This window comes from Chitinivibrionales bacterium, assembly GCA_014728215.1.
Classification (GTDB): Bacteria; Fibrobacterota; Chitinivibrionia; order Chitinivibrionales; family WJKA01; genus WJKA01.
Window position 1 is genome coordinate 19337 of sequence record WJLZ01000015.1, and the last position, 15957, is coordinate 35293.

Genomic DNA, 15957 nt, shown 5'->3' on the forward strand with positions numbered 1-15957 from the left:
GCTAATCGGCTATCAGGAATGGATGAATAACCGACTTTTCCCCTTTTCTCACTAAAACGCAAACAGAAAGCGTAGTATTGGTGCCGGTTCATTATCAGTGAAACCCTCACCGAGTTTTCTATGGTAAGGGTTTGCGGCAAGCCAGGAAAAGCCAACCGACAGTCCGATGGCAAGCTTATGCTTTTTCAGTATGAAAGGATATTTTTTGCCGATTTCACAGGCAAGCTTCTGGAACTGCAGGGTATCCAAAGCGAAATCGGTACGGATTTCAAAATTTGTGTTTTTTATCAAAGAAAATTGTTCCTCTTTAAAATCGGTACGGTCGCGGCGTAGCCCAATATAGAACAGGCTTTTTATCTCATCATGAGCATGTAACCGGGCCCCGACCCGATAGCTCATGGCATAGCGACGGCCGATTCCTCCCTTGTCTATTTTCAGTTTTAATTCGATTTCTCCCCAGTGATCGGGATAGATACTGTTGCTCTTGATATGATAATTACCATAACTGACCAGCAGTCCGATATTCCCCCGACCCTCAAAGCTGTTGTCGGCCCCGCCAAATCGGCCGACATGCCCGAGAAACAGAGACATCGACCAGGGCTCGGGAAAATTTATCGATGTTGTCAGTGCTTCGACAAAGTTGATATCTGCGACTGAAGCATTGTCATAGGTTTTTGGCCGGGCATATTTAATTCCCGCTCCGATAAGCTGGGCAGGATATATCCCGATTTCAACTAAAAAGGCATTTGGCTTATGCACGTTTTTAAGGAAATAGCCGTAGATTTCGGATTCATTTTGTACTGTCAACTGAGGAATTCCACTGTCGGCAAAGGCAAAATAGAGTCCGCATGAAGCGTAATAGGGATCATTTATCTCAAGATAGAATTCATGTCGGCCCAGCGCTTTTGCAATGCCGGCTGCATACGATGAACCTTCCAGAAGTAAAACTTGAAAGGCAATGAAAGCGAAAATCCTCATTTGGTTCGGTGTCATTGTATTCAATTATGCAGCAAAGGGCGTTTTTATGCAACTGAATGCGTTCAGGGATGGAGGTAGTATAGCAGTTCAAGCACCCTTGAAACCGGCCCCCTCTACGCCTCTTAAGCTACTAAACGGCCATCGTCCCCTTCTTCAAAATACTCTTATTTGTCGCTTTCCCGAAACTCGCCCGGCGGTTTCCCGGTCATTCGTTTGAATATTTCCCGGAACTGCGAATAGGAGTTGAATCCGCATTCATCAGCTACCCGTACCAGCGGCAGGTCGGTGGAAAAGAGCAGTTCGATTGCATGACCGATACGAAGTGTATTGCGGTAATCGATCGGCGAAGAGCCGGTTGATTGGGAGAACGTATGTGAAAGTGTTGACTCACTGCAATTGCACATCCCGGCGATTTCTTTTATTGTCAATTTTCGCCGGAAATTACCGCGGATATAAGAAATTGCATCAGTCAACATCCTGTTTTTCTTTACCCATCCGTTATCGATATTTTTCCTGATCCGGGAATATACTTTTTCAGCAATCAAAATGACAACCGGCAGAATGTGCGACCAGGCGCGGACTGCGGCAAATTGTGAGTCCGATTGAAATTCCTTGAGTGCGGTTTCCAGACACACCTGAGCTTTTTTTGTTCCTTCAACAACCGGAGCCATGCCGGAATGGACCGCAACAAAGGGCTGAAAAAGCAGGATGTCTCGAGAGTGCGGATCGAGAGAGAGTATTGAACCGGCATTCAGGTAAGCGAAGATAAACTGCAGCGGCGCATCGATGACGGTCTCATGTCCATGGGGTATCATGGCATCGGTAGAGTACAGGTCGCCTTCGTTCAGAGGAAAATGCTCACCGTTCAGATACATGCATCCTCTGCCGCTGAGAATCATCCCGATCTCGAGGCCGGTATGGATATGCGGCTGTTTAAGCTTTTTCCACTTATTACGGAACCCGACTCCAAAGAACCCCTGTTCGGGATAGTATTCCGGGATATCGGCACTTTTTGCGGTTTGCTGGTCATTATCACTAAAAATATCTGATGGCTGCCTTATTATAGCTATTTTTTGCAATTTTCAGTCATGTTTTTGCAGGATCGAGGTAGAAAACCCGCATGTATGCTGCTACATTTATATATAATGGAAATTGAGCAACCATTATCAAGGAGACGCAATGCGCGGAGTTTTTTTTTGCCGGAATCTTATTACTTGTATCAACCACATGGCTGTCTGCCGTCAGCAACGAAGTTTTGGAAGACTGGGAACGGCAGCGCACCAATTTGATTGTCACCTATGGATGCGGCAACCGCAATCCGCGGCCATCATGGATGAGCGAACAGGAGTACGAGTCACAGGCATTTCACCCTGAAGCGCTGATCAAAGACAGCGACCGTGACGCCGCTGACGTTGTTTTACGGCGAACCCAAGCGCTGTTAAATGATATCAAAACGCTTCCCGGCGCACCCGACCTTTCCTCACAAGAGAGCGAACTCGACCAACTGAAAGGCCGCAACGGTTCGACCCCGATTTCGGATGCCGACGGCCGCAAACAGCTCTACGTCGACGCCTGCACCTTGCGCAGGGAAATAGCATTCAAGAACCCCTTGCTCGATTTCAATTCGCTTGTTTTCCTGAAACGTCATACCTCCACCACCAACATCCAGAAATCAACTCCCGCCATGGGGTCTCGATCCGGGGGCGGCATTTTCCGTCTCGACAACATATTCGGCAATACACCGACGGAGACCAACCTTTTGAACAACTCACAGGTTTCCAACGGGCGACTTCAGGGACGCACACTGGAACCCGGTAATTTCCGTGGACTTGAACTTTCCTATGATGCATCGACAATGTACTTCTCCTATGCCGAATACACCCAGACCGAAGTGAACCCCTGGAACTCCTGTAATGATGTCAATGTCAATTGCGAACCCAAATTCTTTGCCTATGACCGGGGAAAACCCTGGAACGATTCGCTTCACCAGATAACATTCGGTATTTTCAAGGCGTCTGTTGACGGAAACGATCTTGTTCATCTGACCGATTCTCCCTTTGATGATCAGGATCCTTTTGAAATGCCCGACGGTCGGATCGGCTTTCTCTCGGGACGACGCGAATCCGCCGCACGGTGCAACGGGTATCTCCTTAACTACGGAAGCAACCTCTTTTCCATGAAATCCGACGGCAGTGATATTATCCAACTCAGCTATCACGAAACCCATGAATGGGAACCCAGTATCGACAACAACGGCATGATTGTCTATGCACGGTGGGACTATGTCGATCGGAACGAACAGTGTGCCCATAATTTATGGACCTGTTATCCCGACGGACGGGACCCCCGGGCCTATCACGGGAATTACTGGTTTGACGGCGACCCGAAAAAGTGTATTCGCTGGCCCTCAACCGCCGAGATCACCACCAGTAACAATCGACCCTCCGGCGAACGGTATATCCGGGCGATTCCGGGATCGAATAAATATCTTGTCACCGCCGTCTACCATGATGAAGGTCTGTGGGGGAGTCTCATGATCGCCGACCTGAGTATTCCCGACGACGGCATGATGTCACAGTTGAAAAGAGTTACACCCGATTGTGTTCCCCTTTCCAATCAATATCTGTCTTATCTGGGAAATTGCGCCTCACCGATGCCCGAGGCTGCTTATGGTACTCCCTGGCCGTTGAACGAAAACTACTATATCTGTGCCTATGCACAATATCCCATGGATTACACCCAGAACAGCTATAGCAAGATTTACAATTGCCGTCCAGGCCTCTATCTTGTCGACTGTTTCGGCAATAAAGAGCTTCTCTTTGAAGACCCGGATTTTCCCTGTATCGATCCAATCCCCCTGAAGTCCCGCCCCAGACCACCGGCAATCGCCTCCCGGACCTATCAGGGTGAACGTGCGGAAATGGCCGATCATAAACGGGCCACAATCAGTATTGTTAATGTATACGAATCGGATTTTGAATGGCTGGCGGATGTAAATATTACTCACCTGCGGATTACCCAACTTGTACCCTGGGATAAAAAAACCGGCAATGACTTTGCCCAGCCCGACCATATCGGTTATCCGAAATTCTGCACCCCCCGAATGGTTTTGGGAACCGTCCCGGTCGAAGAGGATGGAAGCGTTTATTTCGAAGCACCGGTGGGACGAGCGATCTTTTTCCAGGCCCTCAACGAGGATGGTTTGGCCGTGCAGTCGATGCGCTCATGTACCTTTGTTCATCCGGGCGAACAGCTCTCCTGTTCAGGCTGCCATGAAGACAAATGGAAAGCCATTCCCCCTCCGGCACAGACGCCTCGAGCTTTTCAACGCCCCCCCTCCAGCATAACTCCCGATGTCGACGGCTCCTGTCCGGTCTCCTTTCCACGTCTGGTGCAACCCGTTCTCGACAGCAAGTGCCAACCCTGTCACGAAAAGGAATCCGCCGCTCCCGACCTGAGCAGTGAATTGTAATCGACTTCAATATAACCGGTTCCGTCAAAATGGTACGCGCTGCTGTCGGCTCCAAACCGGTCTTCCGCAAGTGTTGCGCCGTCTATTACCGTCCCGTGAAGGTTGTTACCGCTGTAGTCATCGGCGTCTCCGCTGAAAGGATAAAAGGCGACCGTTGATGGATGCAGTATTACATCGATAATTCTGGACTGTGTTGCGGTATTGCCGGCATTATCGGTGATCGAATAGGTGATTGTATATCTTCCCGGTCTCAGCTCATTGGGTTCTCCTGAAATAACTACGTTCGAAGAAATATTGCCGTCTTTCTCATCTATGGCAGTGTACCCCGGTTCATCCCAGGGTACCCCGATAAGGAGCGTGTCGTCACCTTCAGTGAGTGTCAGCACCGGAGGGGTCGTATCTGTAGACGGAGGAGCAACGGATGGTTCGCTTGAACAGCCGTGGAGTGCCGCAAATGCGGCGAATCCTGCAAGCAGGATTTGTTTCGTGTACCGGTTGAGTTTTTTCATAAACCCTCGTCCATGTTTGATCTGTGTCGTGCAATAAATGATACCATTTTGCCAGTTCATGTACTAAATAATATTTTTTCTAATTGCTGGCAATACTTTCGACATAATCGGACATTCATGTCCGGTGCCCGTTCTCGAGTTTATATTTGCTGGGCTTGAGTCCTGGTTTGAATGTTTTTCAAATTTAACGAGGTCGCCACAAAGATGAGATATACATCACCGTTTCCGGAACTTAGCCGTCTTATTTTAGGAACTCAGGGGCTGGGCTGCTCCTTTGACAGCACCGCCGATTCAGTTGCGCTTGCGCGGGCAGCAATGGATGCCGGTCTGGCATTTCATACCAGCCATATGTACAATCATGGCCAGGCGTTAAATATCCTCAAGCTTGCTTTCCGTGAGGATCCTTCGAACATACCACCAGTGATGGGCAAGGTCTACTGCTATAATGCAACGCAGATTCGTTTTGATGTCGAAGAAATGCTTGAACGGCTCCATATCGACCAATTGACTATTGGTCAGCTCGCAAAAAACGACCACCGCCATCGGGAGATTGTCGATGATATTCTCTCGCAGGGTCCCATGTTCGAAATGCTCTGTGCACTCAGGGAAAAAGGTATGGTCGGCCACTGGACATTCGAGATTTTTCAGAAGTTTTCTCATGATGCGTTCAAGGCTATCGACAATGACCTTTTCAGCTCCGCCGCTTTCTATTTCAATGCGCTGGAACGGGAAACCGACATCCCCACCTGGGAGCAAATCAAACAAAAAAATATGCCGATCATCGCAGTCCGCGGACTTTCGGGAGGACTCGTTGAACCGTCAAATGAACATCTGGCCGGCAAACCCGGAAAACCGGCCGAGATAATCGATCGGCGAAAGGAGCTTACGAGGTTGTTTGAAAAGTCCGGCTGTTCGAGCTGGTCCGAATTTTCCATCCGCTATCTGCATAGTGTCTCCAATGTCCAATCCATCGTTATCGGCACATCGAAACAGAAACGCCTTCAGGAAAACATTGCCCTCACCAACAATGCAAAACCTCTGGATCGGGATATTGTATCCGGAATCGACAAGCTCCAGAATACCTGGGCAGCCGGGCGGACATTCGATCCCAACAGTCCCTATGTCTAAATAGTAACTGACCAGAAAAGGTTTTCTGAACAAGGTACTGATTACATATCCGCTACTGCTTAGGCCGGCAGCAGCTTATTTTTTATTCCTTAAACTAATAAACTAGCTCCGTCCCCAACTTTTTGAAAGCAGCAAATATATTTTAATACAAACAGTTTCAGCCCAGTAATCTTAACCCGGATCAGTAATACAATTATGCTTACCGATACCATTTTAGACCTCATTGGTAACACCCCGCTTATCCGCCTTAAAGAGGAGCCGATTTTTGCCAAGGCCGAATTTCTCAATCCCGGGGGCAGCATTAAAGATCGTGTTGCGCTTGCCATGCTCGAGGGTGCCAAACGTGACGGCCGTCTCAAAGAGAATTCCGTAGTTGTCGAACCGACCTCGGGCAATACCGGTATCGGCGTAGCGCTCGTGGGCCGCCTTATGGGATATCCGGTGAAAATAGTCATGCCCGAAAATATGAGCGAGGAACGCAAAAAGCTCATTCAATCGCTCGGTGCGGAGTTGATTTTAACACCGGCCGGGGAGAGCATTAACGGTTCGGTGCAACGAGTGAAAGAAATGCAGGGTAAAGATGATCGTATAGTTGTTCCCCAGCAGTTTGAAAACCCCGATAATCCACGGTGCCATTATGAAGAAACCGCTCATGAACTCTGGCGCCAAATGACCGGTGACATTGCCTGCTTTGTCGCCGGCGTGGGAAGTGGGGGGACACTTCAGGGAGTAGGCAAATTCCTGCGCGAGCACAAACCTGATGTCAAGCTGATTGCGGTGGAGCCAAAAAATGTTTCGGCAATTTTAGGACACGAACCCGGGTTGCACCAAATCCAGGGCATCGGCGATGGTTTTATTCCGGCAATTCTGGATGTTTCCATGATCGACGATGTTATTGAAGTTACCGATGATGATGCTATCGAAACGACTCATCAGCTTGGAAGAGATTATGGGCTCCTGGTTGGCATCTCATCGGGCGCAAATGTCTGGGCGGCTCGACAGGCAGCTAAAAAAATCAAAGGAAATATCGCAACAATTCTGCCCGATCGTGCGGAGCGGTATTTCAGTACTGCGCTATTATAAGAACACAACAACTACTACCATTAATACAAACAGTCTATTATTTTATAAATAATACAAATATCCAAAGGAAATGCTCCAATGAATGACAAATTGATCAGCGTAATCGTTTTTCTCCTCGTCTTTATCATACCAATGACCCTTCTTTTCGGATGGATCTTTCTTCATCCGATCTTAAAAGAAGAAAAATCAGAGGATAATAAATAACGATTTTTCTCGAATCCGCTTTAAGAATTAATATACCGGTTTTCTTCTTTCCGGCTCCGGGATTGGCTCCGGCATTATGGTATCCTGAATAACCGGCTCCAGTTCATCTCTTTTCTCAAAACCGATACCCGGCAAATCGATTGCAACACCGGCGTCAAACCTGAAATGATTTTCTGAGTAAGTGTAGGTCTCCAGCGTTGTAGCATTGACAGAATCTACCATCTCCTGAGCATAATGGGTCCACGAAAGGCCCAAATCGATCGTCACCTTGTTTATTCTGATTCCTGCACCACCGGTTGCTCCAAAGGCAAAGGTGGGGTCATCACTTTCTGTATTCCGGTTATAATTATAATCACCGATAGGAACGGTCTCCCCGAAACCTCCCAGTCGAAGGGCAACCGGGCCGAAATCATATTCTCCTCCTGCACGAAGAGCAAATCCATTACCCATAGGCCCCTCCTCACGGGTTGTCAGTTTTTTATACAGTCTCGTCTGGAATTCGAGACCGGCCATTATCTGCTCGGAAATCTGATAGTTTGCTCCACAGACAAGCATGGGAGGAATGGCGACATAATCACCACCACCGAATTTCCATTCAAAACCGGGCCAGTAGCTCAAACCAATTGACAGCGGATCAACAGGCTTTGCCAGAATACCCAGAATTGCATAGGTACCAGAGCCGTCGAATTCTTCGGGATCTGATAGTTCTCCATCTTCTTTTTCCTCGGCGGATACTGTGCCGAGTACGGACATATTGACCGTAATTCCTGCATAAATTTTATCAAAAAAACCAAGGGAAAAGGATGGAGACAGCAGATTAAGACCGCCGTGAATTTTAAGTGTTTTGTCAATATCTCCATCATTTTTGGAAAAGTAATAATTCTCTCCGAAATCATATACCGTATGATATCCGGCTCCGGCTCCGATAGAAATGGGAAATTCCGCAAGCTTGAAAGGTACAACACCCGAGAGATGGGTAAGCTTTACATGGGGCTTATACATTGCCGTGTAACCGTCCGAATTATTTTGAGAATATTCATCATCAACCATTCCAAAATGAACACGTCCGCCACCGGCCACCATGGTTTTATCAAGTGATGCCGCTACGGCCGGATTGATAAAAATTGCATTGCCCCGGGCGAGTGCAACACCGAGCTTGCCCATCCCACGGCCGCGGATATCCACCGTGTTGGGGATAAGGCGATTGGCAACGATCTGTTCGATATCCGATATTGAGGAAGCGTTGGAAATTTCTTTATAATTTACCGAATATACAACCGCAAATAAAACTCCTACCAAAACCGGCAATTTAAAACGTTTCATCACCCCTCCAAAAAAAATAAGAAAGATTGTTGTTTTCTATCAGCCTGCAATGATAATGGCAATACAAAACAGGTTATTCTTTAAAAATACTTCTCAAACCATTTCCGATTTCGTTAAAAACATTTTTTACCGCCCGTTTCAGGATCTTTTCATCAAGTTCGACTCTGGGGTTATCGATTCGTCCCCGAATGGCACCTCTGAATGAGCATTCACCTTTATCGTTCTCTATCATTGAACTTCGTACAACACGGGAAAGGTTTTTAGTGAATTTCTTTGAGAGCACTCCTTCAAATTCCTGATTGACATATCCATTATACGCAACATCGCCGACCGAACGAAGACTCAGGGTATCACCCTCTGCAATTATTTCATCCGTATAAATTTTTCCATCCTTAAGACGATAAGCAACGGCAACTTTTTTAAATGAGATCCGTGAAAGGGCAGGTATAAAAAGAGCAACCATCATTGTCTTCTGAATCGGCACATCTTGAGTAATCATGTCCTTTATCTGCATTCGGCCTTTAGCTTTAAGCGTATGAAGGGATAAAGGCTTTGCCTCAAAATGCATTGTCATATCGGCTTTTCCGTGTATTACCCCTTGCGGATTTTCCAATGCCCGATAGAATGTTTCCAGATTAATCCGCGAAAGTTTAAGGACCGAGGGGGCAAGCGCTTTATTTTGAAGATCATATTTCCCTGAAAGCGTACATCGCCCGCCGTAGACATGGGCCTTGAACCTTTTTATGTCCACCTCTGAATGGTTGAGAGTCAGTTCTAATTCACCATTTTCAGCTTGCCATCGATCAGCTTGTATCTCAGAAAATGAAATTTTTCCATCGATAGTTTCTTTTCCTATGTCGAGTTTTCCCTCGATACCCTCTCCGGAAAGATTCACATTTATAACCGGCATATATACACCACTGCACGCGTCGAATCTCACATTATAAACGATCGAACCGATCGGTAATTTCAGTAAATCTCCCGGGGCATTCTTTTGGAAGCGATACTCCTTTCGCACTGTTGCAGCCTTCAGCGTATCGAATTTCCCGGAAATGAAAATTTTGTTATAGTTCAGAAGCAAAGCAAAAAACCGAAAAGAAATCAGTACTTCAGGACAGAGAGCCCTGTCCTCGGTGCCGAAATTATTTAACCGGACTATTGTAAGACTGTCGATCTTCAGTGTTCCCCATGGTCTGATTGATACCCGGGAGGCTTCACAGCGGGCATCCAATGTTTTTTCAAGAAGACCGATTGTTTTTTGAGTTACCAGAGGATGGGAGTAGTATCCGAAACCTGCCAGGAGGATTGCAATAATTGCAATAAAACTTAGCGTACCGGCGGTTTTCAAAAGAAATCGCCCTAAAGAATGTGCTGGTTGTTTTTTAGTCATAGCGAGAATGTCCGATATATAAATATAATCGTTCTCTCTCTGATCTTCGAATTTTTCTTTTTAAAACGATAGACCGTACTAAATTGAGATGTATTGCTGAGTAATAAATTATCTTTTAAGCGGTATTTTCCACAAGGTTTTATTATAAAGATTTTTTCGGAATCTATGGCTTCAGTTCAAGATCAACGAGTTCTTCTAATTTTTTCTGTTGATGTTCCTTTGAAGAGTGCGGTAAAAGGATCTTTTGTCTCCAAAGGATATCGTATTCTTGAAGCATCCTCGCATAAGGAGGTAATCGGCATTCTGGAGAATGAGCCGGTTGATGTAATCCTGTTGGATATTGAAAAGATGACGCGCCAGGAACTCGATGTTGTCCATTATGCAAGAACAAAGCTCTCCAATGCCGAAATAATTATCCTTGCAACGATTAACGACCTCGAGGATGCAACCAATGCGCTTCGAAACGGAGCCTCTTTTTATCTGATCAAGCCGGTTTCAATAGAAGATCTTCATTCGATTGTCGACAAGGTATCCTTTCGCCTGACCCGTCAGGAAGAACATATCGGACTTGAGCAGCGGTTTCTGGCCGATTTAATGGCCGGAAGTGAGGCCATGGAAAAGATGCTCAAGCTGGCCATAAAAATCGCACCAACCTCTTCAAGCGTTTTAATTGGCGGAGAAACCGGGACGGGAAAAGAATTTTTTGCCCGGATAATTCATCGCATGTCCCACCGCGTTGACGGACATTTTGTTGCCATGAACTGTGGATCGGTCCCCGAAACTCTCTTTGAGAACGAATTATTTGGTCATAAAAAAGGAGCTTTTACCGGAGCGGACAGAGACAAACCAGGTCTTGTTGAAGAAGCCCACATGGGCACCCTTTTTCTCGATGAAGTTGGAGAACTTACACCGCAGGCACAGGTTAAACTTCTCCGTTTTCTTCAGGAAAAAACATTCCGGCGAATCGGTGAAACTAGCCTTCGAAGTGTTGATGTGCGTATTATTGCAGCCACCAATAAGAATCTTCAGGAATTGATAGGCCGGGGAACTTTCAGAGAAGACCTCTATTATCGCCTTAATGTTTTTTCTCTGTATTTGCCGCCCCTCCGAGAACGGAAAAATACTATCCCGAATCTGATCAAACTTTTTGTACACCGGTATAACGAACTTACCGGAAAACATATCACTAAAATTTCTAAAACCGCCGAAGTACTCCTGGCAAATTATGATTATCCGGGAAATATTCGTGAGCTGGAGAATATTATCGAACATGCAGTGGTGCTTGCCGAAACAGACGAAATTACAGAACACGACCTGCCGGAGCATCTTTCAAAAAACCGTCTTCTTCTGACCGCGCCCCAAAAACCCGCCGCTCAATCGGACATCGCCACATTAAAAGATGTTGAAAAACAGCATATCAGTAATGCTCTTGAGCTTTTTAAGGGTAATTATACCGAAACAGCAAAAGCTCTGGGAGTCTCCCGTTCTACCCTTTGGAGAAAAATCAAGGAATACGGTCTTGGCACAGAAAATGAAACAGAATAATCACAGAAAGGGATCACGGTGAAAATACGGGTTTACTATGAAGACACCGATTGCGGGAATGTCGTTTATTATGCCAATTATCTCAAATATATGGAGCGAAGCAGAACCGAACTCCTGCGGGAAAGGGGAATCGAGCTTGCCCATTTTCACCAAAAAGGATATCTCTTTGCCGTTGTAGAGGCTCACGTAAAATATCGCGCACCGGCACGGTACAATGACCTTCTCGATGTCGATTCAACAGTCATCGACATGTCGTCGGTATCGCTGACCTTCAAAACAATAATTAAAAATCAGAATGGAGATGTTCTCACCACCGGCAGAATAAAGCTTGCCTGCCTGAACAGGGATGGGAAAGCGACACGAATTCCCGATGAAATCGCAGAACAATTCATGACTGCCTGTTAACTCAGACACGCTCAAAACTTGTCTTTCTTTCTGCGAATATCCGCAAACACTGCTTCATCTGAAGAATCATTCATGCCCAGAGATCTTCGGAGCGCAGAATCCCCTACCCGAAGAAATGGATTGGTTTCCTTTTCAAGACCAAGCGATGTCGGCAGCGTAGACCGATTGAATTTCTGTAAGGCAATCGAATGCTCAAGTCGTTGATACACTTTGGCATTACCCGGTTCGAGCGAATGGGCGAACCGGAGATTCTCGATAGTATATTCGTGACCGCAATAGATTTTCGTTTCATCGGGAAGATGCATGAGAATTTTCAGCGATTGCCACATCTGATCGGCAGTTCCTTCAAACAAACGGCCACAGCCTCCGGCAAAGAGGGTGTCGCCGGTAAAGCATATATCATGATCGGGGAGATAATAGGCCATATCGCTTTGTGTATGTCCCGGGACGTGATACGAAATAATTTGTATACCGCAGCATTCAAATACCTCTTTATGATGTACGGCGGCGTCAAGTCCCGGTATCCGGGAATTATCACCACCGAAAACCGTACATCCGTGCTCATTTTTTAATTTATCAATTCCACCAGTATGATCGTAGTGATGGTGGCTTACGAGAATAGTGTTCAATGGATAGTTTCGCTTTTTAATTTCCCGGATAACTGAATAAGCATCACCGGGATCGATTGCGATTGCAGAGCCCTTAAAAAACAGTATATGGATATAATTATCGGATAGAGCAGGTATCTGTACAATCTCAAGAGAAGATATCATATTATGACACCGCCGGATTTCCCGGAATATCCTTTGGAAGGTCGGGTCTGCTTGTCGCCCCGACCGCCAAACGATCACATCGTTCGTTTTCAGGATGCCCCTGATGGCCGCGGACCCACTCAAAGGTGACGGTATGTTTTTCTGAAAGTGAAAGCAGCCGGTCCCAGAGATCGGGGTTTAACGCTTTTTCCTTTTTATTTCGTCGCCATCCATTTGCACGCCATCGGGCGGCCCACCCTTTATTCATGGCATTTACCACATATTGGGAATCCGAAACAACATGGACTTCACACGACTCCTTGAGCGCTTCAAGACCTGCGATAACCGCCATTAACTCCATACGGTTGTTTGTGGTATTACTGTAGCCTTGTGAGAATTCTTTTTCTCTGCTGCCGTGTTTTAAAATAGCGCCGTATCCTCCGGGACCGGGATTGCCCGAACAGGCGCCGTCTGTGTACAGATATACTTTTTTCATGCATCTCCTGATTTCATGGTTTTACACAGTAATTGTCTGTTCTCTCCTAAAATCGCATGGAAAATGACGCCAGTACTCTATGCATATCATATTCCTGAAAAAGTGTATTGTTTGTGTTAAGCTCCCAGAACTGGTAGCCGTAGGCCAGTTCAAAATTCCAGTTACCTAAAAGCCAAGCAAGACCGGCAGTTATCAGATGCTTGTCTTTTTCTGCAGTGATGCCATCGGAACTCCAGGGGGCATCAGTGAATTGTTCGTCGGTGTCGTTATATTTAACCACAAAAGCATGGGTATCAAATTCATTGTAAGCATATCCGGCCCGAATTAACAGAGGGGTGACAACAAGCGGTATTTCGATACCAAGACCGCCGCCGACTTTTGTTTTCGCTGCAGGGCTTTTTTTAATAATATTTTCATTGGGAAATACATAGGTATATGGAGCCCGCATATTGACTTCGGTAGAAAAAACCATGAACGGCAATTCCATGGCAAAACCGAAAACGGCACGGTAGGATGAATAAAGTGTTCCGGTTCCATCGGAAATACCGTCGGAATATTCCTCGGTAAACCGGATTCGACTGGGAAATACCAGGCGGATCCCCCAGAAAGCCTTTTCCTGATAGGAATAGAGAAATCCTGCCCTGAGATCATACCCAAGATAGCCGGTTTCGATATTATAATCGTCTTGTTCGCTTATGCCGGGATAGCTTATGCTGAATTGATCACGGGTATTTTCTCTTCCGGTAACGAGGGATACAGAAACACCGATCCCGGTTCCGGGTGCAACCTGTATTCCGAATCCTCCGGTCCAGAAATTCAGGCCTCCGAATGTGCGATAGGTGCTTGAAACAGTTGTATCCTGAAAGGTTCCCGAGAATGTGTTGATATCATCAAATATAATCGGATTCTGATAGGCACCCGCCAGGCTGACCCCCCCCCGGGAAGTCGGAAGTGCATGCACAAACCCGCACTGCAACAGATGTAGTCGCTGCATGTTGTCAATTTCGATATTATCAAAAAAGGAGGAAACACTCTCCTGACTTTGTCCGAAAAGCGACATTTGAAATTCACGCACCGGAAGAAATGCCAAACCGGCAGGATTCCAATAGGTTGATGACAGATCTTTTGCAATTGCCACGTAATTATTTGCCATTGAGTAAGCCCGGGCACCAACCCCCGTACGGTGAACGATCCGAACATTTGCAAAAATGCCTGTTGTAGCGATAAGAACACAAAGCATGCAGAATTTAAAACTGTTTTTCATTACCAACTCCTGGGATTTCTTCTTCGTCGTTTTTTATCTTCCGGCTCAGAGCTATCGGCTTCCGGCTTTTCTGTCTTTGATGAGGAAGAAGACTGTGAAGCCGCCGAAGAATTCTTACCTTGTGAGCTTGCTTCGGATGTCTGTTTTTTTGATCCGGTCCTGGAGTTCTGCGATGGTTCGGATCGGTTATAATTTTTTATGATAGAGCGTGGACTTCGCCTTCTTCTCTGACGTGTTTCGGGTTCCGATTCTGCCGGGGGTGGAGCTTGAGGGGCAGTTTGCGAAGATGGTGACGGTGATTTGCCTTCCAGCTTCGATGAAGACGAAGCTTCCGGGGCACTGCGATTGGGAACTCCGTAAGATCTCGAGCGCCGCTGTCGTCCTTCGGAAGTGCCCCCTCCCGATGAACCGGACCCGCCGCCTCCGGAAAAGGGGGCGTCGTAATAATACCGGCAGCAACCGCATGAATGGTCATAATAGTAATAGCGCGGACACCGTCCATAATCGGACCAATAGGGGTCGTATTGGTGCCACCAGGGAGAATGGTTATAACGGAACCAGTCGTGTGAATAATACGATTCGTGGCATCGTAAAACCGGATATCCCCAGAAATCTCTGGTCCAGTAACAGATTTCTCTGTCTTCAATATAGACCGTATCATTCTGTTCGGCCAATTGCTTTGCTGTGGAATCCGGAGCAACTGCCGTCTCAGCTCCCGTTCTATTTATTGTTGCCAATTGCGTATAACACCCTCCAAAGAATAACGGTATCGGAACAAAAATGATTACAAGAAGTTTTTTCATAATAGACCTCTTTATGGATACCTGTACAGATAACTACCTAAAATTAAAATAATTCAAAGGGTCACAATTTTTGCAAAAAGAACCTCTATTATAGAATTCGGGGATAAATACCCGAAAATTTCAAAGACGACTACAAAATTAAGAAATTTTCATAAGAAGCCTAAAAAGATCTGCGCATATAACCGATAATAGAGATATTGGCCTATCCATTAGTATTAACAAATATTTATGAAGAATTTCTCAAAATTTACTTGAATGTATTTTACACCAAACTATATAATTATTATCTTACAGAAATCATATATATTGTATTTATATTAAGGCCAATAAATTATATTAGGCACGTTATACAACTTGACAGGCAATTGCAGCCCGGGTAAAGGCAAATGTTATATTTCTTTAAGGAAGGCTTAAGTCTTGGGCGGGACTTGTAAATATTTTTATGTCACGCTTATTTGTATGCATATTCTGTCTTCTTATCACTGTTCTCTGTTACGGGGAAACAGAAGAATATGTTCTTCAACCCGGCGATGTAATTACGATCAATGTCGTTGAGCATCCGGAATTCTCAGGGCGCCACAAAATCCGTCCGGACGGCCGTATTA

General features: G+C 46.0%; 15 protein-coding genes. 6 read left to right on the forward strand and 9 right to left on the reverse strand.

Annotated features, from left to right (window positions below; all coding sequences use genetic code 11):
- Positions 1 to 51: 51 nt before the first annotated feature.
- Both GF401_01095 and GF401_01100 read right to left on the reverse strand, forming a co-directional pair.
- The gene (locus GF401_01095) at positions 52 to 978 is read right to left on the reverse strand and encodes a hypothetical protein (GenBank protein ID MBD3343638.1); all 927 of its coding nucleotides are present in this window, start codon (positions 976 to 978) and stop codon (positions 52 to 54) included.
- A 164-nt stretch (positions 979 to 1142) separates the two neighbouring features.
- Entirely contained in the window at positions 1143 to 2057 is a 915-nt protein-coding gene (locus GF401_01100) for a helix-turn-helix domain-containing protein (protein ID MBD3343639.1), read from the reverse strand.
- 176 nt (positions 2058 to 2233) lie between these two features.
- Here GF401_01100 and GF401_01105 point away from each other — a divergent pair, with 176 nt between their 5' ends.
- The gene (locus GF401_01105; GenBank protein MBD3343640.1) at positions 2234 to 4450 is read left to right on the forward strand and encodes a hypothetical protein; all 2217 of its coding nucleotides are present in this window, start codon (positions 2234 to 2236) and stop codon (positions 4448 to 4450) included.
- Here the strand turns inward: GF401_01105 and GF401_01110 are convergent.
- A complete protein-coding gene (locus tag GF401_01110) occupies positions 4405 to 5019 on the reverse strand; it encodes a DUF5011 domain-containing protein (protein MBD3343641.1) in 615 nt (204 codons plus the stop codon). The two genes, GF401_01105 and GF401_01110, sit on opposite strands and share 46 nt — an antisense overlap.
- A gap of 111 nt (positions 5020 to 5130) precedes the next feature.
- Here GF401_01110 and GF401_01115 point away from each other — a divergent pair, with 111 nt between their 5' ends.
- Positions 5131 to 6087, forward strand: coding sequence for a hypothetical protein (locus GF401_01115; protein ID MBD3343642.1), 957 nt, complete (start codon positions 5131 to 5133; stop codon positions 6085 to 6087).
- A gap of 195 nt (positions 6088 to 6282) precedes the next feature.
- Complete coding sequence (gene cysK, locus GF401_01120) at positions 6283 to 7170, forward strand: cysteine synthase A (protein ID MBD3343643.1); 888 nt, start codon at positions 6283 to 6285, stop codon at positions 7168 to 7170.
- Positions 7171 to 7401: 231 nt separating this feature from the next.
- Here the strand turns inward: cysK and GF401_01125 are convergent, their stop codons facing one another.
- Entirely contained in the window at positions 7402 to 8697 is a 1296-nt protein-coding gene (locus tag GF401_01125; protein ID MBD3343644.1) for a hypothetical protein, read from the reverse strand.
- Positions 8698 to 8770: 73 nt separating this feature from the next.
- Positions 8771 to 10087 carry a hypothetical protein gene (locus GF401_01130; protein ID MBD3343645.1) on the reverse strand — a complete coding sequence of 439 codons (1317 nt, stop codon included), beginning with the start codon at positions 10085 to 10087 and terminating at the stop codon, positions 8771 to 8773.
- Positions 10088 to 10252: 165 nt separating this feature from the next.
- On the opposite strand from GF401_01130, the gene GF401_01135 reads away from it, so the two are divergent.
- Together GF401_01135 and GF401_01140 are read left to right on the forward strand one after the other, a co-directional pair.
- A complete protein-coding gene (locus GF401_01135; protein ID MBD3343646.1) occupies positions 10253 to 11632 on the forward strand; it encodes a response regulator in 1380 nt (459 codons plus the stop codon).
- A gap of 12 nt (positions 11633 to 11644) precedes the next feature.
- Positions 11645 to 12037 carry a YbgC/FadM family acyl-CoA thioesterase gene (locus GF401_01140; protein ID MBD3343647.1) on the forward strand — a complete coding sequence of 131 codons (393 nt, stop codon included), beginning with the start codon at positions 11645 to 11647 and terminating at the stop codon, positions 12035 to 12037.
- 11 nt (positions 12038 to 12048) lie between these two features.
- On the opposite strand, the gene gloB is transcribed toward GF401_01140, so the two are convergent.
- Genes gloB through GF401_01160 form a run of 4 tightly spaced genes read right to left on the reverse strand, consistent with a single transcriptional unit; the run spans position 12049 to position 15352 of the window.
- Positions 12049 to 12810, reverse strand: a complete 762-nt coding sequence (gloB, locus tag GF401_01145) for a hydroxyacylglutathione hydrolase (GenBank protein MBD3343648.1) — start codon at positions 12808 to 12810, stop codon at positions 12049 to 12051.
- Position 12811: 1 nt separating this feature from the next.
- A complete protein-coding gene (gene rnhA / locus GF401_01150) occupies positions 12812 to 13285 on the reverse strand; it encodes a ribonuclease HI (protein ID MBD3343649.1) in 474 nt (157 codons plus the stop codon).
- Positions 13286 to 13331: 46 nt separating this feature from the next.
- Positions 13332 to 14549 (reverse strand): hypothetical protein, encoded by a 1218-nt coding sequence (locus GF401_01155; protein ID MBD3343650.1) that lies wholly within the window; start codon positions 14547 to 14549, stop codon positions 13332 to 13334.
- A complete protein-coding gene (locus tag GF401_01160) occupies positions 14549 to 15352 on the reverse strand; it encodes a hypothetical protein (protein ID MBD3343651.1) in 804 nt (267 codons plus the stop codon). The genes GF401_01155 and GF401_01160 overlap by 1 nt, the downstream gene beginning before the upstream one ends.
- Positions 15353 to 15794: 442 nt before the next feature.
- On the opposite strand from GF401_01160, the gene GF401_01165 reads away from it, so the two are divergent.
- A partial coding sequence (locus GF401_01165) for a hypothetical protein (GenBank protein MBD3343652.1) occupies positions 15795 to 15957 on the forward strand: 163 nt, incomplete at its 3' end.